General features: G+C 51.8%; 18 protein-coding genes. 13 read left to right on the plus strand and 5 right to left on the minus strand.

What is annotated here, in order from left to right; translation table 11 throughout:
* Positions 1 to 182 precede the first annotated feature (182 nt).
* The 3 genes from A6301_RS22515 to ilvN all read left to right on the plus strand — a co-directional run bounded on the left by A6301_RS22515 (position 183) and on the right by ilvN (position 2,382).
* Positions 183 to 290 (plus strand): ilvB operon leader peptide IvbL, encoded by a 108-nt coding sequence (locus A6301_RS22515; protein ID WP_015731251.1) that lies wholly within the window; start codon positions 183 to 185, stop codon positions 288 to 290.
* A gap of 110 nt (positions 291 to 400) precedes the next feature.
* A complete protein-coding gene (ilvB, locus tag A6301_RS19515; RefSeq protein WP_234258531.1) occupies positions 401 to 2,065 on the plus strand; it encodes an acetolactate synthase large subunit in 1,665 nt (554 codons plus the stop codon).
* A gap of 5 nt (positions 2,066 to 2,070) precedes the next feature.
* Complete coding sequence (gene ilvN / locus A6301_RS19520) at positions 2,071 to 2,382, plus strand: acetolactate synthase small subunit (protein WP_215483165.1); 312 nt, start codon at positions 2,071 to 2,073, stop codon at positions 2,380 to 2,382.
* 35 nt (positions 2,383 to 2,417) lie between these two features.
* On the opposite strand, the gene A6301_RS19525 is transcribed toward ilvN, so the two are convergent.
* Positions 2,418 to 3,188, minus strand: coding sequence for a DedA family protein (locus tag A6301_RS19525; protein WP_234258532.1), 771 nt, complete (start codon positions 3,186 to 3,188; stop codon positions 2,418 to 2,420).
* Positions 3,189 to 3,335: 147 nt separating this feature from the next.
* On the opposite strand from A6301_RS19525, the gene A6301_RS19530 reads away from it, so the two are divergent.
* On the plus strand, positions 3,336 to 4,916 hold the full coding sequence (locus A6301_RS19530) for a sensor domain-containing diguanylate cyclase (protein ID WP_205540283.1): 1,581 nt from the start codon (positions 3,336 to 3,338) through the stop codon (positions 4,914 to 4,916).
* A gap of 912 nt (positions 4,917 to 5,828) precedes the next feature.
* Here the strand turns inward: A6301_RS19530 and A6301_RS19535 are convergent.
* Positions 5,829 to 6,212 (minus strand): hypothetical protein, encoded by a 384-nt coding sequence (locus A6301_RS19535; RefSeq protein ID WP_234258533.1) that lies wholly within the window; start codon positions 6,210 to 6,212, stop codon positions 5,829 to 5,831.
* Positions 6,213 to 6,590: 378 nt separating this feature from the next.
* On the opposite strand from A6301_RS19535, the gene A6301_RS19540 reads away from it, so the two are divergent.
* The 3 genes from A6301_RS19540 to rluA all read left to right on the plus strand — a co-directional run bounded on the left by A6301_RS19540 (position 6,591) and on the right by rluA (position 12,844).
* A complete protein-coding gene (locus A6301_RS19540) occupies positions 6,591 to 8,957 on the plus strand; it encodes a DNA polymerase II (protein ID WP_107169179.1) in 2,367 nt (788 codons plus the stop codon).
* A gap of 161 nt (positions 8,958 to 9,118) precedes the next feature.
* On the plus strand, positions 9,119 to 12,022 hold the full coding sequence (gene rapA, locus A6301_RS19545; protein WP_234258534.1) for an RNA polymerase-associated protein RapA: 2,904 nt from the start codon (positions 9,119 to 9,121) through the stop codon (positions 12,020 to 12,022).
* Between the two features lie 168 nt (positions 12,023 to 12,190).
* Positions 12,191 to 12,844 (plus strand): bifunctional tRNA pseudouridine(32) synthase/23S rRNA pseudouridine(746) synthase RluA, encoded by a 654-nt coding sequence (gene rluA, locus A6301_RS19550; RefSeq protein ID WP_107169181.1) that lies wholly within the window; start codon positions 12,191 to 12,193, stop codon positions 12,842 to 12,844.
* 83 nt (positions 12,845 to 12,927) lie between these two features.
* Here the strand turns inward: rluA and djlA are convergent, their stop codons facing one another.
* The gene (gene djlA / locus A6301_RS19555) at positions 12,928 to 13,809 is read right to left on the minus strand and encodes a co-chaperone DjlA (protein ID WP_107169182.1); all 882 of its coding nucleotides are present in this window, start codon (positions 13,807 to 13,809) and stop codon (positions 12,928 to 12,930) included.
* A 186-nt stretch (positions 13,810 to 13,995) separates the two neighbouring features.
* Between djlA and lptD the strand changes: the two genes are divergently transcribed.
* The 6 genes from lptD to apaH all read left to right on the plus strand — a co-directional run bounded on the left by lptD (position 13,996) and on the right by apaH (position 20,800).
* The gene (gene lptD / locus A6301_RS19560; protein ID WP_107169246.1) at positions 13,996 to 16,365 is read left to right on the plus strand and encodes an LPS assembly protein LptD; all 2,370 of its coding nucleotides are present in this window, start codon (positions 13,996 to 13,998) and stop codon (positions 16,363 to 16,365) included.
* Positions 16,366 to 16,454: 89 nt separating this feature from the next.
* On the plus strand, positions 16,455 to 17,750 hold the full coding sequence (gene surA / locus A6301_RS19565; protein ID WP_107169183.1) for a peptidylprolyl isomerase SurA: 1,296 nt from the start codon (positions 16,455 to 16,457) through the stop codon (positions 17,748 to 17,750).
* Positions 17,750 to 18,751, plus strand: coding sequence for a 4-hydroxythreonine-4-phosphate dehydrogenase PdxA (gene pdxA, locus A6301_RS19570; RefSeq protein ID WP_234258535.1), 1,002 nt, complete (start codon positions 17,750 to 17,752; stop codon positions 18,749 to 18,751). The genes surA and pdxA overlap by 1 nt, the downstream gene beginning before the upstream one ends.
* Positions 18,744 to 19,562: a 16S rRNA (adenine(1518)-N(6)/adenine(1519)-N(6))-dimethyltransferase RsmA gene (gene rsmA / locus A6301_RS19575; RefSeq protein WP_137740086.1), complete on the plus strand. Its 819-nt coding sequence runs from the start codon at positions 18,744 to 18,746 to the stop codon at positions 19,560 to 19,562. The genes pdxA and rsmA overlap by 8 nt, the downstream gene beginning before the upstream one ends.
* 12 nt (positions 19,563 to 19,574) lie before the next feature.
* Entirely contained in the window at positions 19,575 to 19,952 is a 378-nt protein-coding gene (apaG, locus tag A6301_RS19580; protein ID WP_107169186.1) for a Co2+/Mg2+ efflux protein ApaG, read from the plus strand.
* 2 nt (positions 19,953 to 19,954) lie between these two features.
* Entirely contained in the window at positions 19,955 to 20,800 is an 846-nt protein-coding gene (gene apaH / locus A6301_RS19585) for a bis(5'-nucleosyl)-tetraphosphatase (symmetrical) ApaH (protein ID WP_234258536.1), read from the plus strand.
* 52 nt (positions 20,801 to 20,852) lie between these two features.
* Here the strand turns inward: apaH and A6301_RS19590 are convergent, their stop codons facing one another.
* Both A6301_RS19590 and A6301_RS19595 read right to left on the minus strand, forming a co-directional pair.
* On the minus strand, positions 20,853 to 21,047 hold the full coding sequence (locus A6301_RS19590; protein ID WP_107169188.1) for a hypothetical protein: 195 nt from the start codon (positions 21,045 to 21,047) through the stop codon (positions 20,853 to 20,855).
* A gap of 141 nt (positions 21,048 to 21,188) precedes the next feature.
* Positions 21,189 to 21,713 (minus strand): DMT family transporter, encoded by a 525-nt coding sequence (locus tag A6301_RS19595; protein WP_234258537.1) that lies wholly within the window; start codon positions 21,711 to 21,713, stop codon positions 21,189 to 21,191.
* Between the last annotated feature and the right edge of the window lie 5 nt (positions 21,714 to 21,718).

Consider the following 21,718-nt stretch of genomic DNA (forward strand, 5'->3'; position numbering starts at 1 on the left):
AACGCACATGCAACTCGAAGTATGACGGGTATACTGTGACCAATTCGACATATTCAGTTTTTATCCCTTGTAGGTATTGTGTCTTTTTGTACTGCTGTGCTTATATGAGTTGGCGAGTGAATAACTCATTCGAACACAACATTCGGCCATAAATAATTCACTAGAACATAAATAGGATTCCCGTGACGCACTACTCTTCTTCCACTTCAGCACTACTAAGCACCGCGCATGTTGACGCGGTCGTCGTCGTGCGCGTGGTGGTCGTGGTCGTCGTCGGCAGCGCGCCGTAACGGGTTCCGAATCGAAGATTCTCAAACCCCGCCGGCGCCAGCCGAGCGGGGTTTCTTGTTTCTACCCTCCCCGCTCCGACACCGCACCGGCCCTGATGAAGGATGTAAACATGCGTTATACAGGCGCTCAGTTGATTGTTCGGCTGCTCGAACAGCAGGGCATCACCACCGTAGCGGGTATTCCAGGCGGCGCAGCTCTGCCGTTATATGATGCACTGGGTCAAAGTAAGACGATTCACCACGTTCTGGCTCGCCATGAACAAGGGGCGGGATTTATGGCACAAGGCATGGCGCGCGCCAGTGGGCAAGCCGCCGTTTGTATGGCCTCCAGCGGCCCAGGAGCAACCAACCTGCTCACTGCCATTGCCGATGCAAAGCTGGATTCCATCCCGCTGGTGTGCATCACCGGTCAGGTGCCTTCCGGCATGATCGGCACCGATGCGTTTCAGGAAGTCGACACCTACGGCATCTCAATCCCCGTCACTAAGCATAATTATCTGGTGCGTGACATCAGCGAACTGCCGCGCGTGATCCCAGAAGCGTTTCGCATCGCGCAGTCGGGCCGTCCCGGACCGGTGTGGATCGATATTCCAAAAGATATTCAGAACGCAACCATTGAACTGAGCGAATTGCCGGGCGTCTTTCCTCTCGATACGCCCCCCGCTATCGCCCAGCAGGACATCGAGCGAGCGGCGGCTATGATTAACGCGGCGCAGCGTCCGGTTCTCTATCTGGGCGGTGGGATCATTAGCAGCGCTGCGCACGAGCAGGCAGTTCAACTGGCAGAACGTTCCAGCCTGCCAACCACCATGACGCTGATGGCCCTGGGCTCAATGCCTGTCGATCATCCTCTGTCGCTGGGTATGCTCGGCATGCACGCCGCACGATCAACCAATCTGATCTTACAGCAGGCGGATTTGTTAATTGTGCTGGGTGCGCGTTTTGACGATCGCGCGATTGGTAAAGCAGAGCAGTTTTGCCCGCAGGCCAGCATCATCCACATCGACATCGATCCAGCCGAACTGGGCAAGATCCGCCAGCCACATGTGGCGATCAATGCCGACGTTGCACAGGCACTGGAGCAGTTGCTTCCGCATATTACGCCGCAGCAGCGTGACGTGTGGCGTGCAACCGTTAGCAGTCTGCAACAGGAATTCCCGTTCAGCATGCCGAATGCTGACGATCCGTTAAGCCATTATGGTCTGGTGCAGGCCACGGCGCAGGCGCTGACGGATGATGCCATCATCACCACCGATGTCGGCCAACATCAAATGTGGGTGGCTCAGTCCTATCCACTGCGTCGTCCACGTCAGTGGCTGACATCTGGTGGATTTGGCACGATGGGCTTTGGCCTGCCTGCGGCGATTGGTGCCGCGCTGGCCGAACCGGAACGCACCGTAGTGTGCTTCTCGGGTGATGGCAGCCTGATGATGAATATTCAGGAAATGGCGACCGCGGCAGAAGAAGGGCTCAACGTAAAAATCGTCCTGATGAACAACCAGTCACTGGGTCTGGTTCACCAGCAGCAGGATATGTTTTTCCAGCAGCGCATCTTCGCGGCCGATTACCGTTACAGTACCAATTTCCTCGCGATTGCCGCAGGTTTCGGCTTTGCAACCTGCGATCTAAACGCCGCAGCCGATCCACAGGCTGCTCTGCAAGAGGCGCTTAATCAGCCGGGTCCTGCGCTGATCCACGTACTTATTGACGCCAATGAAAAAGTGTTACCCATCGTGCCACCGGGCGCAGCGAACATCGATATGATCGGAGATTAATGACTATGTCAACTCAACTAACTTCGTCAACTCAGCCAACTTCAAATCAGGTCACGCTAGAACTCTCTGTGCGCAACCACCCCGGCGTGATGTCACACGTTTGCGGACTGTTTGCCCGCCGGGCATTTAACGTAGAAGGCATTCTGTGTATGCCGCTGGCAAACGGTGAAGAAAGCCGAATCTGGCTACTGGTTAAAGATGACCAGCGGCTACAGCAAATGATCAGTCAGGTAGAAAAGCTGGAGGATGTCCTTCAGGTTCGTCGTCACGGTGAAGAAATGCGTATTTTTGAGCAGGTCGCCGAGTTTTACTGCTAAATGGCGTGGCCGGGTCTTTCCCGGCCTGCCCAATCTCACCCGTTCAACACCTGCCATAGCAGGTGCCGGTAAACCGGCATCAGCGGGTGCTGAACCAGCACGACCAACGATGCAGCCGCCGCTACAGATATCGCTGGAGCGACCCAACGCAGGCGTCTGAGCGGTATCTTTCTGCTAAACCAATCATGATGTTTACGCTTATCGCTGCGCCACCAGCGCCAGTTTAACCAGCCTGCGACCCATACCACGATGGCCGTTGCCAGTAATAACCACTTAAAGCCCGCGCTGTTCGTCCCTGCGGGAATATCAATCGCCACCCCAGCCAGAATACCAGGTAAGAAATAGGCCGGTGGCCACAGCAGGCAGCCGATGATATTCGGCACCGCGAATTTATAAGGTGGTAACCCCAGCATCCCCGCCACCATTGGGATAAGCGGCCGCGTCGGGCCGACAAAACGCCCGATCAATATCGTCGGCATCGGGTGCTGATACAGGGCGTATTCAGTTTTATTCAGCAACGCCTGATACTTTTTCAGGAAAGACCAGTTATGTAGTGGTGCCTTAAAACGTATGCCAATAAAATAGGAAATCCAGTCTCCTAGCAGGCAACCGATAATTCCAGCCGCCCACGCCGGGTACAGCCCCATTTGTCCACTGCCGATCAGCGCCCCCAGCGTTGCCATCATGACCGTGCCCGGCAACAACAGCCCCACCAGAGCCAGAGATTCCAGAAAAGCAACCAGCATGACGGCGATCAGTGAATACGCGAGTGATTGAGTAACCAGATGATCCAGCCACGCTTCCATAAAACCTACCCGTACTGTATAAAAACAAAGATTGTCTGGATCATAGCAGAAGCCGTCAACTCCTGATTGTTGGTCAATTATTTTGCACCGACAGGCAGCAACACTTATGATAGCGGTCATTTTTTGCCACTGTGCCGCTCTGCCACTATGTTTTTTAAACTACTCAATCATTTCGGGCTACGACGCCTCATCCTATTACTGGCAGTGGCAAGCGCATTAGTGACGCTGGCAAACAGCTTTTACGCCAGCTATCGCGTCCAGCGAGAGCTTCTGATTGATAACACACTTGAAGCCAATCGCGTCTACGCCGCCAAACTTGCGGCAATGACCCATTCTTTCTTTAAAGAATCTCAGCAGCAGTTAGCCTACAGCGCAAACATCGTCGCTTCCCAAATGGATGACAAGGTTAGTCTGCTAAAAGAAGCTGACCGCCTGCGGTTACAGACCAGCAACTTCAACTCTGTCGTCATTGCAGATGAAAAAGGTATCGTCAGAGCCACGTCACCCGATACGTTCCAATTAATCGGGAGAAACCTGACAACAGACGGCGCACTCGACGCCTTGAAAGAAAAGCGGCCTCTCATCAGCCAGCCCTACATGTCTGCCGCCAATAACTTTATCGTGCTGATATCGTCGCCGATCTTTACACGGGATGGCCGTTACAAAGGGTTTATCGGCGGATCGATCTATCTTAAGCAGCCCAGCGTTCTTAATACGCTACTAGATAAACACTATTACCGCGACGGCTCTTATATTTATGTCACCGATAGAAACAGAAGAATGCTGTATCACCGCGATATGGAGCGTATTGGTAAAGTAGAAACCAACGATCTGAAGATCGATGCACAGCGCGAAGATAATGGTAGCCAGCATATGGTGAACTATCTGGGTGAACAAATGTTAGCGGGTTACGCCGTGGAATCTACCTCACAATGGGAGATTGTGGCGCTTCGCCCAACAGACACCACGCTGAAACCACTGGATGGGCTGATGCTAAACGTTCTGCGTCATACGCTCCCGCTCGCGCTACTCACGATCTTGTGCGTCTGGCTACTTGCCCGGCTCATCGCACAGCCCCTCTGGCTGTTGGCTCGCAGTGCCAATAAGATGGATGCGACGGACGTTTCCGACGATATCAGAAACATCCACTCTTGGTATTTTGAAGCCTCTCAGCTCAAGCAGGCCATGTTGCTAGGCATCGATTTATTGCAACGCAAAATTGGTAAATTACGCTCTGAGGCACACTCAGACCCGATGACCGAACTACTCAATCGCCGCGGGTTGGATAGCGTTCTCCGCTACTGGCAGATGGGGCAAAAAAGCTTTGCGGTCATCGCGCTCGATATCGACCGCTTCAAACGCATCAATGACACCCACGGTCACGACGTAGGGGATACCGTCATTCGCTATCTATCACAGCTTATTCGCACCAGCTCGCGCGATGCTGACATTCTGTGCCGCAGCGGCGGTGAAGAGTTTCTGATATTGTTGCCAGAAACCAGCCTGAATGAGGCTCTCAACATTGCTGAACGATTACGCCAACGCACGCAGGAATCCACGATACCTGTCGTGGGCAATATCACCATCTCATTAGGTGTTGCCCTATGGGAACCGGGTACCAGCGATATGTCGATCGAGCGAACCTTCAAGCTCGCGGATGAGGCTCTGTATCAAGCCAAACAGGAAGGCCGCAACCGCGTGGCTTCAGCTTTACGCGACGAGCATTAATTCTCGTTCCTACTTCTTTTATGATTCACACGCAATCGTGTGAATCATTTAACCAAATAGATCGTAACGTCACGATTCAGAACGCCATTGTAATCAATGAAACAGGCAGTATTGCGTGATGGCAATACTGCCTGTTTTGGTTTATCTATGCACATTTTGTGTAAAAAATGTAAGTAATTACTCTGTCGCGAGAAAATCGTCGCCACATTTAGTTTAACACTATTAAAATAGACACTCTCAATTGGTTATTTATTTTATATATCCAGTATTAAGGGAAAATTTGGCTTAAGGAAAATAGAACTTAAGCGATATATAAATCAACAGGGAGCACTCCTTCACAGAGATACCCAGCTCTGACGAATAACGCGCAGACCGAAATCTAATCTTTCCTTACTCTGAATTGCCCTAGTTTTTGTGTTGTTCTTCAACGTACGTGCTATTAGGTAAAAACCCGTCATTCTTTGTGATGATTAGGATTATGAATCAATAACGTGTCTTTCAGACGCTGAAGCCAGAAGCAATTGCCTGCATGCTACTGGAAGATATTGGGATTGCAGGCGATCTCTTTTGCTATTTGTCATATTATGTTTGCCGTGGTTTACCTATAAAAGTGATATCGTAGACTTTAATGCAGGTGCCACTTGTTGGTTTCCGGTATTCGAATTTACGATTCAGAAGCGAAAAACTTCCGATGGAATGTTGGGTGTATCTGTTTTAAGAATAACATTGAGGTTTATTTTAAATTGCAAAAATTTGCTGTTCTTGGGCACAAGTAAGATTCTTGAAAAGATATAATTGCGCCATTGATTTAATTCCAGTGGCGCAGCAGGTTAGGCTGTTAACCTTGCATTATTAGATAGTGATATGCTAGCAAAAATTATAGATTGATCAGATAATCATTCTACCTCAGGGTTATTTTAGTATATTATCACAATATTTGCAGATAATTGCTTCCTTCACTATTTCCCCTCCGCAGAATTGGCACTCTTTTGTAATCCTAGGAACTCCATTATTAAGGTCAGCACCTTCATTTGATCTCATTAAGATGGCCTGTAAAATCTGCTGATGCCTTCTTTCCTCATCATCTTTTTCTTCTTGCCAGCGAGCACGTGCTCTCTGTTGGTAAAGCATCTGTTCCTCTTCTTCTTTAATATTTTTTATTACAAGCAAGATAATAAAAGAAATAATTGGGCTCACTATACATGCCAATAAGAACCATCCAATAGCGCTTCGGCCTCTATTACCAGCTAAAACCCCAACACATATAGATAATACAAACCAAACAATGAAAACCATCACTTGACCTCATTTAGGATAGACATTAGATAGAAACAACAATTCGAAAATTAATTTTCATAAGTAAAATATGATCTATAAAATAAAAAATATCAGATGCAGGAGAATCAACGTTAGCCTTGACTATCTTTCCTTAGTTCTTCAGTACAACATTAAAATCAGGTGTAATAAATTCCTCTCTGATTGAAGGGATTATAGGTTAAGTTGTTTCTTCTTTCGACTGGAAAAGTTCAGGCGCGTTGGTGCGAAAGTGCGTTTCAGAGAATGGCGGCAATGGGTGCTCTGACCTTATCCAGCAACACTGGACATTACCTGTATAAATAACCATACTTATCTCTACCATCCTTCCTTATCTCGCTTGCTATAAAAGGCCGCTTAGTGACTCAGGTTCGTCAGGGGTTTCTACTGACCCGCCACTGGAACGATACGCCAGCAGGCACGCAGGTTGAATTTTGGCTGGCCACCGATGAAGGTCCGCTGCTTGCACGGCTGCCGCCACAAGAGGCCGTTGCCTTTATTCCCGCACAGCAGGAAGCCCGCGCAAGAATACTGTTACAGCAGGAAAAACGCTGGCAGTTAAAGCCGCTCGCTATGCAAGATTTCCACCATCAACCGCTATTGGGGCTGTATTGCCCGCAATACCGTCAGTTGCTGCGGCTGGAAAAGTTACTGCGTGAAGGTGGCGTTCAGGTCTACGAAGCGGATATTCGCCCGACGGAACGTTTTCTGATGGAACGCTTTATCACCGCCCCCGTGTGGCTGAGCGGTACCCCCATGTCAGATAACCTGCTAACACAAGCCCGCATGAAGCCGAATCCCGATTACCGTCCGACACTCAGGCTAGTGTCGCTGGATATCGAAACCAACCGCCACGGTGAGCTTTACTGCATCGGGCTCGAAGGCTGCGGGCAGCGCCAGGTTTACATGCTCGGCCCGCCAAACGGCACACCTGCCGAACGCGATGATTTTAATCTTGAGTACGTTGCCAGCCGCCCGCTACTGTTAGAAAAGCTGAACACCTGGATGCAGCAACACGATCCTGATGCCATCATCGGCTGGAATCTGGTGCAGTTTGACCTGCGTGTTTTGCAGAAACATGCAGAGCGCTACAACATTCCTCTCAAGCTGGGGCGTAATGGGCAGGCGTTGGAATGGCGAGAACACGGCTTTAAACAGGGGCATTTCTTTGCCAGCGCCACTGGCCGTCTGATTATTGACGGCATTGAAGCGCTCAAATCCGCGACGTGGAATTTTGCCTCGTTCAGTCTGGAGTTTGTCGCACAGTCACTGCTGGGGGAAGGTAAAGCCATCGACACGCCCTATCAACGGATGGATGAAATTGACCGTCGCTTTGCCGAAGATAAGCCCGCACTCGCTCGCTATAACCTACAGGACTGCGAACTCGTCACGCGTATTTTTGAAAAAACCGAACTCCTGCCTTTTTTACTGGAACGCGCCAGCGTCACCGGGCTGGCGGCAGACCGCAGCGGTGGTTCCGTCGCGGCATTTTCCCACCTTTATCTACCGCGCATGCATCGCATGGGTTACGTCGCGCCCAATCTGGGCGAGGTCGCACTGGAAGCCAGCCCCGGTGGGTTTGTGATGGATTCACGTCCCGGCCTGTATGACTCCGTGCTCGTGCTGGATTACAAGAGCCTCTATCCTTCGATTATCCGCACCTTTCTGATCGACCCCGTCGGGCTGGCGGTGGGAACGCAGAATCCAGACGCTCAGCATGCCGTCTCCGGCTTTCGCGGGGCATGGTTCTCACGTGATCAACACTGCTTGCCAGCCATTGTTGAACACATTTGGCAAGGACGTGAAGCGGCGAAACGCACCAATAATAAGCCGCTATCGCAGGCATTGAAGATTATCATGAATGCCTTTTACGGCGTGCTAGGTGCGACTGGCTGCCGCTTCTTTGACCCGCGACTCGCCTCCTCTATCACTCTGCGCGGTCATGAAATTATGCGTAAAACGCGCGAACTGATCGAAGAGCAAGGCTATCAGGTGATTTATGGCGATACCGACTCCACGTTCGTCTGGCTTAAGCATGCGCACAGTGAAGAGGAAGCCGCAAAAATTGGTAAAACGCTGGTACAGCACGTTAATCAGTGGTGGACACAGCACCTGCAAGACACTCAGCAGTTAACCAGCGCGCTAGAACTAGAGTTCGAAACCCATTTTCGCCGTTTCCTGATGCCAACGATACGCGGCGCAGAACAAGGTAGTAAAAAACGCTACGCCGGAATGATCGACACGCCACAAGGCGAAAAGATGGTGTTCAAAGGGCTGGAAACCGTGCGTACCGATTGGACGCCGCTGGCACAGCAGTTTCAGCAGCAGCTTTATCTGTTGATTTTTCAGCAACAGCCTTATCAGGACTGGCTGCGGGATTATGTTGACCGTACTCTGAACGGGGATTTTGACGATCTGCTGATCTACCGTAAACGGCTGCGTCGCAAGCTGGACGATTACCAGCGCAACGTGCCGCCACACGCCAGAGCCGCGAAAGTCGCCGATGATTATAACCGTCAGCAAGGTCGACCGCTGCAATACCAAAACGGTGGCTGGATCAGCTATGTGATGACCGTCAATGGCCCTGAACCGCTGGAAACCCGACATTCACCGTTAGATTATCAGCATTATGTAGAACGCCAGCTTCAGCCCGTCGCGGACGCCATTCTTCCTTTCCTTCATGACGACTTTGCTACACTGGTGACAGGTCAGATGGGATTATTTTAAATAGAAACGGTTAATTCACAGCACAGCAAGTTTGAGAGGTGACGAACGCGCCGTCATCCATTACCATAACGCCCTTTCTGAATTTGCATCAGCAGCATTATCCGCAACCGATAATGTAATCAGACATTCCCCCGACACAAACGACATCGAGCTAAGAATTTATGCCTTTTACACTTGGTCAGCGCTGGATCAGCGATACAGAAAGCGAACTTGGACTGGGAACGGTTGTTGCCGTCGATACGCGTATGATAACGCTGCTTTTCCCTGCCAGCGGTGAAAACCGACTTTATTCCCGCAGCGACGCCCCCATCACCCGCGTGATGTTCAATCCCGGCGATACCGTTACCAGCCATGAAGGTTGGCAGCTTAAGGTTGATGACGTGCGGGAAGAAAAAGGGTTACTGGTGTATTGCGGCCAACGCCTGGACGATGAAACACAGGCAGAACTGCGTGAAGTCTTTCTGGACAGCAAGCTCACGTTCAACAAACCACAAGATCGCCTGTTCGCCGGACAGATAGATCGTATGGATCGCTTTGCTCTGCGCTATCGCGCCCGCAAGCACCAGAACGAGCAGGCGCTGCAACAATGGGGCGGTTTGCGCGGCATGCGTGCCAGCCTCATCCCCCATCAGCTTCACATCGCTCATGAAGTCGGCCAACGCCATGCGCCACGTGTTTTGCTGGCGGACGAAGTCGGTCTGGGGAAAACGATTGAAGCCGGTATGATTATCCACCAGCAGTTGTTGGCGGGTCGTGCCAGCCGCGTGTTAATTATCGTACCGGAAACCCTGCAACATCAGTGGCTGGTCGAAATGCTGCGCCGCTTTAATCTGCTGTTCTCACTGTTTGACGATGAGCGCTATGCCGAAGCCAAGCTGGACAGCAGCAATCCGTTTGAAACCGAACAGTTGGTGATCTGCTCACTGGGATTTGTTCAGCGCAACGCCCAGCGTTTTGCACAGTTAGTTAACGCCGACTGGGATCTGCTGGTAGTGGATGAAGCCCACCATCTGGTCTGGAGCGAAGAAAGCCCCAGCGCGGAATATCAGGCTATTGAAACGCTGGCACGCGCCACCCCTGCCGTTCTGCTATTAACCGCAACGCCGGAACAGCTTGGCCAGCAAAGCCACTTTGCGCGTTTACGCCTGCTCGATCCCAACCGTTTCCACGACTATCAAGAATTCGTTGCCGAACAGCAGCAGTACCGTCCGGTTGCCGATGCCGTCACACTACTATTAGCAGGCGAAAAAGCCCAAACGACTGAACTGAATGCGCTAAGCGATCTGCTGGGTGAGCAGGACATCGAGCCGTTACTAAAAGCCATCAACAGCGACAGCGATGACAATCAAAAGGCGCGTCAGGAACTGATCACTATGCTGATGGATCGCCACGGCACCAGCCGTGTGTTGTTCCGCAATACGCGTCAGGGGGTTAAAGGTTTTCCGCAGCGTATTCTGCATCAAATTCGTCTGCCGCTGCCGGCACAGTACCAAACAGCCATTAAAGTTTCCGGCATTATGAACGCGAATAAGCCGTTGGAAACCCGCGCCCGCGACATGCTGTATCCAGAACAAATTTATCAACAGCTTGAAGGGGACGACGCCACCTGGTGGAACTTCGACCCACGTGTGGAATGGTTGCTGAACTACCTGACTGCTAACCGCGATGAAAAGGTGCTGGTGATCTGTGCACAGGCCGCCACAGCGCTACAGTTGGAGCAAGTGCTACGCACGCGTGAGGCGATTCGCGCCGCCGTCTTCCATGAGGGATTGTCTATTCTGGAACGTGACCGCGCCGCCGCCTATTTTGCTTCCGAAGAAGAAGGCGCACAGGTGCTGATCTGTTCAGAGATTGGCTCTGAAGGCCGTAACTTCCAGTTTGCCAGCCATTTAGTGATGTTCGATCTGCCGTTCAACCCCGACCTGCTGGAACAGCGTATTGGTCGTCTGGACCGAATCGGACAGGCAAAAGAGATTCAGGTTCTGGTGCCCTATCTGGAAAATACCGCACAGGCCATGCTGGTACGCTGGTATCACGAAGGATTGGATGCGTTTGAGCACACCTGTCCAACAGGTCGCACTATCTATGATGCACACCATACGCAGTTGATTGAGCGGCTGACGACCGTCGGTGAACAGCAGGGATTAGATGAATTTATCCATACCTGCCGTCAGCAGCACGACAGCCTGAAGCAGCAGCTTGAACAGGGTCGCGATCGCCTGCTGGAAATGCATTCTAACGGTGGCGAGCAGGCTCAGCTATTGGCGCAGGCCATTGCTGAACAGGATAATGACGTCAATCTGGTGACATTCGCCCTGAACCTGTTTGATATTGTTGGCATCAATCAGGAAGATCGCAGCGATAACCTGATCATTCTGACGCCATCCGATCATATGCTGGTGCCGGATTTCCCAGGGTTGCCGCAGGACGGCTGTACGATCACCTTCGATCGCGATCAGGCACTCTCTCGTGAAGATGCGCAGTTTATCAGTTGGGAACACCCACTTATCCGCAACGGGCTCGATCTGGTGCTGTCCGGCGATACCGGAAGCTGCGCGGTGTCGCTGCTGAAAAATAAAGCGCTGCCGGTCGGTACACTGCTGGCAGAGCTGGTTTACGTTGTCGAAGCACAGGCACCAAAACACCTGCAACTGACCCGCTTCCTGCCACCTACACCGGTTCGCCTGCTGATGGATCGTAAAGGTACGAATTTGGCGGCACAGGTTGAATTTGAGAGCTTCAACCGCCAGCTCAATGCAGTAAACCGTCATACCTCCAGCAAACTGGTGAATGCGGTGCAATCCGATGTTCATGCGATGCTACAGCAGGCGGAAGCGTTGGTGGAAACGCAGGCGCGCCAGCTTATCACTGAATCGCAACAGCAGGCTGACCTGCAACTGCGCCGTGAGCTGGAACGTCTGGAAGCGCTGAAAGCCGTCAACCCTAACATTCGTGAGGATGAGCTGACTGCACTGGAAAATCAGCGTGAACAGGTGTTGAGCAACCTGCACGAGGCCAACTGGCGTCTGGATGCGATCCGCCTGGTCGTAGTAACGCATCAGTAAATGTTGCTTGCAGCGGTATAGGCACAACGCATTACCGCTGCCATAACAACATGTTGTTTGTAAAATCGAGATACACGGGCCTACCACGAGGCGAGGTCTCCCTACGGGAACCTCATCCACGTGTTCTCCCTAATATCACACATTATACGTTGCCTGAAAGGTGCTCCGATGGAACCCTATAATCCGCCTACCGATCCCTGGTTGCATATTCTGTATCAGGATCAGCACATTATGGTGGTGAATAAACCCAGCGGCCTGCTGTCGGTTCCTGGCCGTGCGCCAGAACACAAAGATAGCGTCATGAACCGCATTCAGGCTGACTACCCGACGGCAGAATCCGTTCATCGTCTGGATATGGCAACCAGCGGTGTGATTGCCGTTGCGCTCACAAAAGACGCAGAACGCGAATTAAAGCGCCAATTTCGCGAACGTGAGCCCAAGAAATCCTACCTTGCCCGCGTCTGGGGTCATATGGCACAGGATGAAGGCGTCATCGATCTGCCTCTGATCTGTGACTGGCCGAACCGCCCGAAACAGAAAGTCTGCTTTGAAACAGGAAAATCAGCGCAGACAGAGTATCAGGTACTCTCGCGTGACGATGATGGTACAACACGCGTCAAGCTGATGCCGATTACCGGCCGTTCTCATCAACTGCGCGTCCATCTGCTCGCACTGGGTCACCCTATCCTCGGCGATGGCTTTTATGCACATCCCGATGCTAAAGCGATGGCTCCACGCCTTTTACTGCACGCACAAGAGTTGGCTATCACACACCCCGCGTTCAATACTCCGATGCACTTTCGTTGCGAAGCAGATTTTTGAGCCAAATGTGCTGACGGTATTGTTAAATCGGGTGTGGTAGAGCGGTGAGACAGAGAAGACATTAAAAAAGGGAAGAATACGGATTATTTTGCCTGATTCGCACTTTTCAACAGTTCATAGGCAGCCTGAATATCCTGCGCTTTGCGCTTGGCCATCTCCATCATCCTTGGTGAAAGCTTCTTCGCGACCAGCTTGTCGGGATGATGTTCACTCATGAGTTTACGGTAGGCACGTTTAATCGTAGCGGCATCATCGCTACTGCGCACCCCCAATGTACGACAGGCACTTTCAACCGTTGGCCCGCGCGGTGCCGAAGGCGGGCGTTGACCACCATAAGAATGCCCGTTGGAGTTGGAATAACTGCTGTTGCGCCGCTGATGTGATTTACCATTCTGTCGTGACTGATTTTGCCGAGACTGCTGCCCTGTGGCGCTTTCCATATTCCGCAAAAAGAACTCAAACTGTTCACGCGTCACCCCCAGTTCATCAGCAATCACGTACAGCACACGACGCTCATTTGGGTGCAGAACCCCATCGACAAACGCGACCTGAAGCTGAATTTCCAGAAACATCTTAATTAAATCAAAACGTCCCAGACAGGCATCGCGCAGCTTGCGCAGTTTTATTCGCAGCGGGAAATGACCGGCCTTTCCCTCGCGGAAAGCTCGCTGGGCAGCCGCTCTGGCCTCACCAAACAGCTCAAGGCGATCCATCATTTTGGTCGCGATCTTGATGTCAGCTTCCGTCACCCGACCTTTAGATTTGGTCAGATGCCCCATGGCCTGAAAGGTGGTGAGAAAGAACAATGACTGACGGGTAGACTGGGCGGAGAAATAATCACGGCGACGCGATGCCCGGGCTCTGTCAATCCAGTGCCCCATCAGTAAGCCCATGATCATTCCCCAGATGCCAGCGCTTGAAACAATTCCCAGCGCCAACCCCAGCAACTTTCCCCAATACCGCATATACTCCTCAAATCCTCATGCCGTCAGCTAAAAATTGCTTTATCATACCTGTCATTTATCTTTGCACCTAACGGCGGTGCGTATATAGCGGTGGGGATTTAACACTGGCGCGACGCCAACGAGTGATATAGTCTCTGACCGTTTGCCGACATGATGCCCCTGATGACGGAACACCTGATAACACGTATGAAAAAAAGTTTCCCAACTCTGCTGGCCACTCTGGTTTGGTCCGCGCTTTACAGCCAGCACGCGCTGGCCGATCTCGCTGAACAGTGCATGCTGGGCGTACCCACGTACAACAGGCCGCTGGTAACAGGCGATCCTAATCAGCTGCCGGTTAATATTCAGGCCGACAAAACCGAAGCCAATTATCCCGACAATGCCAAATTCATCGGCAATGTTAACATCCAGCAGGGTAACAGCGTCATGACTGCCGAGCAGGTGGAGCTGAACCAACTGGACCCGGCAACGCAGGGCAGCACACCTACGCGCACTATTACCGCGACGGGGAATGTCCACTACGACGACAATCAAGTCATCCTAAAAGGCCCTAAAGCCTGGGCCAACTTGAACACCAAAGATACCGACGTCTATGAAGGCGACTATCAGATGGTAGGCCGTCAAGGGCGTGGTTCCGCCGACAAAATGAAAATGCGTGACAGCAATCGCTACACCATTCTGGAAAACGGCTCTTTCACATCCTGCCTGCCGGGAGATAATAGCTGGAGTGTCGTCGGTTCGGAAGTGATTCAAGACAGAGAAGAGCAGGTTGCTGAAATCTGGAACGCACGTTTCAAGATCGGCGGCGTGCCTGTGTTCTACAGCCCGTATTTACAACTTCCTATCGGCGATAAACGACGCTCTGGCTTCCTGATCCCCAATGCGAAATATGGTAGTAGCAATGGCTTTGAACTACTGACGCCCTATTACTGGAATATCGCCCCTAATTTCGACGCCACGATCACACCGCATTTGCAAACCAAACGCGGCATGCAGTGGCAGAACGAATTCCGCTATCTAACCACACCGGGCCTTGGCGTTATTCAGTTCGACTGGCTACCTAGCGATCGCGAATACGCCAAAACCTCACCGCAGGACGATAATGATACCCGCTGGCTGCTCCACTGGGGTCACAGCGGCGTGATGGATCAGGTATGGCGTTTTAACGCAGACTATACAAAAGTCAGCGACGATCGCTACTTTACCGATCTAGACTCGCATTACGGTTCAACCACTGACGGCTACGTTACCCAAAAACTCAGTGCAGGTTATGCGAACCAAAATTGGAACACCACGCTGTCTACCAAACAGTTCCAGGTTTTTTCCAATGCGACCAGTCGCGATGTCTACCGCGCAGAACCACAGCTTGATATCAATTACTACCAGAATGATATCGGCCCGGTTGACATGCACCTTTACGGTCAGGCGGTAAAATTTACCAACGTCAACGACAACAGGCCAGAAGCAACGCGTCTGCACGTTGAGCCAACGCTAAATCTCCCGCTGGCAAACCGCTGGGCCAGCCTGAATACCGAAGCTAAGCTGTTAGCGACGCACTACCAGCAGGATAATCTGGATCGTTACCGTGCTTCCTCGACGCCAAATATTGACCAAAGTACAAAAGATGCACTGAAAGATTCGGTGAACCGAGTCATGCCGCAATATAAAGTCGACGGCAAGATGGTCTTTGAACGCGAAATGGACTGGTCGCAGGCTTATACCCAAACGCTGGAACCTCGCGCGCAATATCTGTACGTGCCTTACCGCGATCAGAGCAGCATCCACAGCTATGACTCCACACTCATGCAGACCGACTATTCCGGCCTGTTCCGCGATCGCAGCTACAGCGGTCTGGATCGTATCGCCTCCGCGAATCAGCTTGTGACCGGTATCACCACGCGTATTTATGATGATGCGCTGGTTGAACGTTTTAACGCTTCTATTGGTCAAATCTATTACTTCGATCGTCCACGCACCGGTGACCGCAACACGTCACTCGATAAAAGTGATAACAACGGCAGCCAGGTGTGGGCAGGTGACTCCTTCCTGAAAATCGATGACAGCTGGGGTGTTCGTGGTGGTCTACAGTATGACAATCGTCTGAACGAAGTCGCTCTGGGCGACGCCGTGTTAGAATACCGTCGTGATGCAGAACGTCTGGTGCAGTTAAACTACCGTTACGCCAGCCCTGAATATATTCGCGACATGATCCCTAATGTCACGAACCCTGGCTTCCAGCAAGGTATCTCACAGGTTGGTGTCACCGCGAGCTGGCCGATCGTCGAACGTTGGGCTGTCGTGGGCGCTTATTATTACGACACCAAAGCCAATCAGCCGGCAAACCAGCTTATTGGCTTACAGTACAACACCTGCTGTTGGGCTGTGAGCGTCGGTTATGAACGTAAAATTACCGACTGGAATAGCGCCAGCCGCAGTAGTGTATACGACAACAAAGTGTCATTTAATATCGAGTTACGTGGTTTAAGCAGTAATTACAGTCTGGGTTCCGACAAAATGCTGCGTTCAGGCATTTTGCCTTACCAGCGCGCATTCTGATGCAATATGGAGTGTTAGTAGCAAACAGGCTGTCTCACTGAAACGTTGGAACTTTTAACCCGCCTTGCGGATGAAATAATGGGAAAGGTATGAAGAACTGGAGAACGCTTATTCTCGGATTGGCACTGAGTGCCTCTACCGCGTTCGCAGCACCACAGGTGGTTGATAAAGTCGCAGCAGTCGTCGATAACAGCGTCGTACTGGAAAGTGATGTAAACAGTCTTTTGCAATCGGTCAAACTGAACGCCCAGCAGGCCGGGCAACAGTTACCCGATGATGCCACGTTACGTCATCAGATAACCGACCGCCTGATCATGGATAACATCATCCTGCAAATGGCGCAAAAAATGGGTATTCAGGTGACGGATGAGCAGTTGGATCAGGCCATCACTAATATTGCCGCTCAGAACCGGATGTCTCTGGACCAGTTAAAGAGTCAGTTGGCTTATGAAGGTCTGAACTACAACACCTACCGCAACCAGATTCGTAAAGAGATGCTGATTTCGGAAGTGCGTAACAACGAAGTTCGCCGTCGCGTTACCGTCCTGCCACAGGAAGTCGATACGCTTGCGAAGCAGATTGCTAACCAGACCGGCGAGAATGATGAGCTGAATCTGAGCCACATCCTGATTCCATTACCGGAAAACCCGACTCAGCAGCAGGTTGATGAAGCGGAAAATCTGGCCACATCGCTGGTGAAGCAAATCAGTGAAGGGGCGGATTTCGGTAAGCTGGCCATCACCTATTCATCTGATTCTCAGGCGCTGAAAGGCGGTCAAATGGGCTGGGGCAAGTTGCAGGAGATCCCAACGCTGTTTGCTGAACGCTTAACACAGGCGCAGAAAGGCCAAGTCGTCGGTCCGATCCGTTCTGGTGTCGGCTTCCACATTCTGAAGGTGAACGACATCCGCGGTGGTAACAAAAGCGTGTCGGTAACCGAAACCCATGCTCGCCATATTTTGATCAAGCCATCTGTCGTGATGACGGACAGCCAGGCGCAAGCCAAGCTGGCCGACGTTGCGCAACAGATCAAAAACGGCAGCACAGATTTTGCTGCTCAGGCCAAACTGCTTTCTCAGGACCCAGGATCGGCGAATCAAGGCGGCGACCTTGGCTGGGCCTCTCCAGATATGTACGATCCAGCCTTCCGCGATGCGTTGCTGAAACTGAAGAAAGGCGAAATCAGTCAGCCGATTCATTCCTCTTTTGGCTGGCACCTGATTCAATTACTGGACACCCGTCAGGTTGATAAAACCGACGCGGCGCAAAAAGAGCAGGCATACCGTATGATCTTTAATCGTAAATTCGCTGAAGAAGCACAAACCTGGATGCAAGAACAGCGTGCAGCGGCCTATGTCAAAGTGATTAATGGTGCCACTAACTAATGCAGACTGAGAGCAATACGCCACGCGTTGTGATCACCCCCGGCGAACCCGCTGGGATTGGCCCCGATCTGGTTATTGCTCTGGCACAGCAGGCTTGGCCTGTAGAGCTCGTTTGCTGTGCCGATCCTGAGCTGTTATTAACTCGCGCATTACAGTTGTCTATGCCGCTGACGCTGCGTGACTATCAATCCGACCAGCCCGCACAGCCACAGCAGGCAGGTAGCCTCACCGTCCTGCCGATCGCCGCACCAGCAACCGTCATTGCAGGACAACTGAATGTTGCCAACAGTGCTTATGTCGTTGAGACGTTAGCCCGCGCGTGTGATGGTTGTCTGAACGGTGAATTCGCGGCGCTGATTACCGGCCCGGTGCATAAAGGCATTATCAACGATGCCGGTGTCCCCTTCAGCGGGCACACTGAATTTTTCGCCGATCGCAGCCACTGTGAGCGCGTCGTCATGATGCTGGCGACGGAAGCGTTGCGCGTCGCCTTAGCGACCACACACTTACCGCTCGCTGCCGTTTCTGCGGCCATTACTCGCCAGAGTCTGCATGAAGTCATCACGATCTTACATCATGATTTGCAGACAAAATTCGGTATCTCTCAACCGCAGATTTATGTCTGCGGACTGAATCCTCATGCGGGTGAAGGCGGTCATATGGGCCGTGAAGAGCTGGATGTCATTAATCCTGCACTGGACGAGCTACGGCAACAAGGCATCACGCTGGTTGGGCCGCTGCCTGCCGATACGCTTTTCCAACCAAAGTATCTGCAACACGCCGATGCCGTTTTGGCGATGTATCACGATCAAGGGCTCCCGGTCCTGAAATATCAGGGCTTCGGGCGCGCTGTTAATATCACACTGGGGCTACCGTTTATCCGCACATCGGTCGATCACGGTACAGCGCTAGAGCTGGCCGCAACCGGTAGCGCTGAGCCTGGTAGCTTCATCACGGCATTAAATCTTGCCATTAAAATGATAAAGAATAGTAATGAATAATCGCGTACACCAAGGTCACTTCGCCCGTAAACGTTTTGGGCAAAACTTTTTAAACGATCATTTCGTGATCGATAGCATCGTTTCGGCGATTCATCCTCAGCCAGGTCAGGCCGTGGTAGAAATCGGTCCGGGGCTTGGCGCGTTGACGGCCCCGGTCGGCGACAGAATGGATCGTTTTACCGTGATTGAGCTGGACAGGGATCTGGCGGCACGGTTGGAAAGGCACCCGACGCTGAAAGATAAGCTGACAATTATTCAGCAAGACGCCATGACGATCGATTTCGCCGCGCTGGCTGAACAGGCTGGGCAGCCTCTGCGTGTTTTTGGCAACCTGCCGTATAATATTTCTACACCGCTGATGTTCCATCTATTCACCTATACTCAATCTATCCGCGACATGCACTTTATGTTGCAGAAAGAGGTGGTTAACCGCTTAGTGGCAGGGCCAAATAGTAAGGCGTTTGGACGTCTGAGCGTTATGGCACAGTATTATTGTCAGGTGATTCCGGTGCTTGAAGTGCCACCGGAGGCATTCACGCCTGCGCCTAAAGTCGATTCCGCTGTAGTGCGACTCGTGCCTCATGCCGTGATCCCTTATCCGGTTAGTGATATTCGCGTGCTGAGCCGCATCACAACGGAAGCATTTAATCAGCGCCGCAAAACGCTACGTAACAGTCTCGGTAACCTGTTCACCCCAGAAACGCTCACCGAGCTGGGTATCAATGTTACCAGTCGCGCAGAGAATGTGACCGTTGAGCAATATTGCCGATTGGCGAACTGGTTAAGCGAGCATCCGGCAAAACAGGAATAACTGGAGTTCATCATGATTAATGCGCCCCGTGTTTGTGTACAAGTTCAGAGCTTCTACGTGGAATCACAATCGGAGCCTGATGAAGAACGTTTCGTGTTTGCTTATACGATTACGGTTCGCAATCTGGGGCGTCATGAAGTCCAGCTTTTAGGGCGTTATTGGCTGATCACCAACGGTAATGGCCGGCAGACTGAGGTTCAGGGGGAAGGCGTAGTCGGCGAACAGCCGATTATCCAGCCCGGTGGCGAGTTCCAATATACCAGTGGTGCCGTCATAGAAACGCCCCTCGGCACAATGGAAGGCCACTACCATATGATTGACCATCAGGGTAAGGCATTTCAGGTTCCAATCTCCGTCTTCCGTCTGGCTATCCCTTCACTGATACATTAATTATGTCTACCTATTTAGTTGGCGATGTTCACGGCTGTTTAGTTGAACTCAAAGCGCTATTAACGCAAGTTTCCTTTAATCCTGAGCAGGATACGCTCTGGCTAACCGGCGATTTAGTCGCACGTGGGCCGGACTCGCTTCAGGTTCTGCGCTTCGTTCGCTCTCTCGGTTCTGCTGTCCGTATGGTACTTGGCAATCACGATCTGCACCTGCTGGCCGTTTATGCCGGTATCAGCCGCAACAAACCGAAAGATCGTCTCAACGATCTTCTCACCGCACCGGATTCGGACGAGCTAATTAACTGGCTACGTCGTCAGCCGATCTTACAGGTCGATGACGATCTTAAGCTGGTCATGGCGCACGCAGGCATCACACCACAGTGGGATCTGCCGACGGCACTCATGTGCGCGCGCGAAGTTGAAGCGATCCTGAGCAGCGACAGTTACCCGCTTTTCCTTGATGCCATGTACGGCGATATGCCGAACCACTGGAGCCCAGAGCTCAGCGGCTTGGCACGTCTACGCTTTAGTACCAATGTTTTTACCCGCATGCGTTACTGTTTCTCTGGCGGACAGTTGGATATGCTCTGCAAAGAACCACCGGGTCAGGCACCTTCCCTGCTAAAACCATGGTTTGATCTACCCAGTCAAATCGCTGGAGAATACGCCATTGTGTTCGGCCATTGGGCATCACTGGAAGGGAAAGGCACGCCGGAAAACATTTATGCGCTGGATACCGGGTGCTGTTGGGGGGGAGAAATGACGATGCTGCGTTGGGATGATAAGCGCTACTTTACACAACCGTCACTCTCATCAGCTACCGAACTCTCTGGCGATATCACGCTCTGAAATGGGTGAATAATACACCGGTATCTCCATTCCATCGCTAGCCGTGCCATTGTCATAGAAAGGGGAAGGTCGTATCAGACTGCACCTGCCTGGATGGCGGCACGGCCAACGCCTCAGCGGGAATCGACCAGATACCGCCACCAAGAAACCCAGCCAGACCAACGGCTTCTACACCATCTGACGGTAATTCGCGGCGGCGTGGATCGCTTAAGCGATCAGTATTCAGATTGCTGCTTCTATTCGTCATGTGTACTGTCTCCTACCTATCAAACACAGCGGCTTAACGACATCTTGATTTAACGACAAAAGCCGCAACCCGTTGTCATACTAGCGATAATAGATGACGAAAATGTGACCCATTTCTGCTAAAAAATAGAGAGATCGCCGCTCATTGTGGTTGCTTATCGGTTTCAACGGCAGGTTTTGTCAGCGGTTGAGAAACCGCAGAATATTGCACCACCAGCATCCCCATGACGATGAGCGCTACACCCGCTATACGCCCTAACGTCGCTGGCCTCACCGCCAACCCCATCAAGCCAAAGTGGTCAATAATCAGCGATGCCACAACCTGACCGACAATTACGCAGACAATAAATCCTGAAGCGCCGAGCTTTGGCGTCAGTAATAACGCGGCGGTGATATAAGCCACACCCGCTATCCCACCCAGCCAGATCCACCACGATCCCTGTAAGGTATGACCAACCGTTAGAGCGGGTACTCGGGCAGCAAACAGGATCGGCAACAACACACAGATACTTACCAGCAGTGATGCCAACGTTGCCCAAAGCGGATGGCCTAACGAGCGCCCCAACGCCGCGTTGCTGGCTGCTTGAAAAGGCACAATGCTACCAGCAAGTACAGCAACACCTAACGGCAGCAGCAATGAGAGAGAAAAAGAAGAGAATAACGACATGGAAC

It is taken from the genome of Pectobacterium sp. IFB5596, assembly GCF_021432585.1.
GTDB classification, from domain to species: domain Bacteria; phylum Pseudomonadota; class Gammaproteobacteria; order Enterobacterales; family Enterobacteriaceae; genus Pectobacterium; species Pectobacterium punjabense.

What these genes read in the sequence shown, in the direction of transcription:
- ilvB (WP_234258531.1), top strand. Translation starts at nt 401, where the DNA reads ATGCGTTATACAGGCGCTCAGTTGATTGTTCGGCTGCTCGAACAGCAG.
- ilvN (WP_215483165.1), top strand. Translation starts at nt 2,071, where the DNA reads ATGTCAACTCAACTAACTTCGTCAACTCAGCCAACTTCAAATCAGGTC.
- A6301_RS19525 (WP_234258532.1), bottom strand. Translation starts at nt 3,188, where the DNA reads ATGGAAGCGTGGCTGGATCATCTGGTTACTCAATCACTCGCGTATTCA.
- A6301_RS19530 (WP_205540283.1), top strand. Translation starts at nt 3,336, where the DNA reads ATGTTTTTTAAACTACTCAATCATTTCGGGCTACGACGCCTCATCCTA.
- A6301_RS19535 (WP_234258533.1), bottom strand. Translation starts at nt 6,212, where the DNA reads ATGGTTTTCATTGTTTGGTTTGTATTATCTATATGTGTTGGGGTTTTA.
- rapA (WP_234258534.1), top strand. Translation starts at nt 9,119, where the DNA reads ATGCCTTTTACACTTGGTCAGCGCTGGATCAGCGATACAGAAAGCGAA.
- rluA (WP_107169181.1), top strand. Translation starts at nt 12,191, where the DNA reads ATGGAACCCTATAATCCGCCTACCGATCCCTGGTTGCATATTCTGTAT.
- djlA (WP_107169182.1), bottom strand. Translation starts at nt 13,809, where the DNA reads ATGCGGTATTGGGGAAAGTTGCTGGGGTTGGCGCTGGGAATTGTTTCA.
- lptD (WP_107169246.1), top strand. Translation starts at nt 13,996, where the DNA reads ATGAAAAAAAGTTTCCCAACTCTGCTGGCCACTCTGGTTTGGTCCGCG.
- surA (WP_107169183.1), top strand. Translation starts at nt 16,455, where the DNA reads ATGAAGAACTGGAGAACGCTTATTCTCGGATTGGCACTGAGTGCCTCT.
- pdxA (WP_234258535.1), top strand. Translation starts at nt 17,750, where the DNA reads ATGCAGACTGAGAGCAATACGCCACGCGTTGTGATCACCCCCGGCGAA.
- rsmA (WP_137740086.1), top strand. Translation starts at nt 18,744, where the DNA reads ATGAATAATCGCGTACACCAAGGTCACTTCGCCCGTAAACGTTTTGGG.
- apaG (WP_107169186.1), top strand. Translation starts at nt 19,575, where the DNA reads ATGATTAATGCGCCCCGTGTTTGTGTACAAGTTCAGAGCTTCTACGTG.
- apaH (WP_234258536.1), top strand. Translation starts at nt 19,955, where the DNA reads ATGTCTACCTATTTAGTTGGCGATGTTCACGGCTGTTTAGTTGAACTC.
- A6301_RS19590 (WP_107169188.1), bottom strand. Translation starts at nt 21,047, where the DNA reads ATGACGAATAGAAGCAGCAATCTGAATACTGATCGCTTAAGCGATCCA.
- A6301_RS19595 (WP_234258537.1), bottom strand. Translation starts at nt 21,713, where the DNA reads ATGTCGTTATTCTCTTCTTTTTCTCTCTCATTGCTGCTGCCGTTAGGT.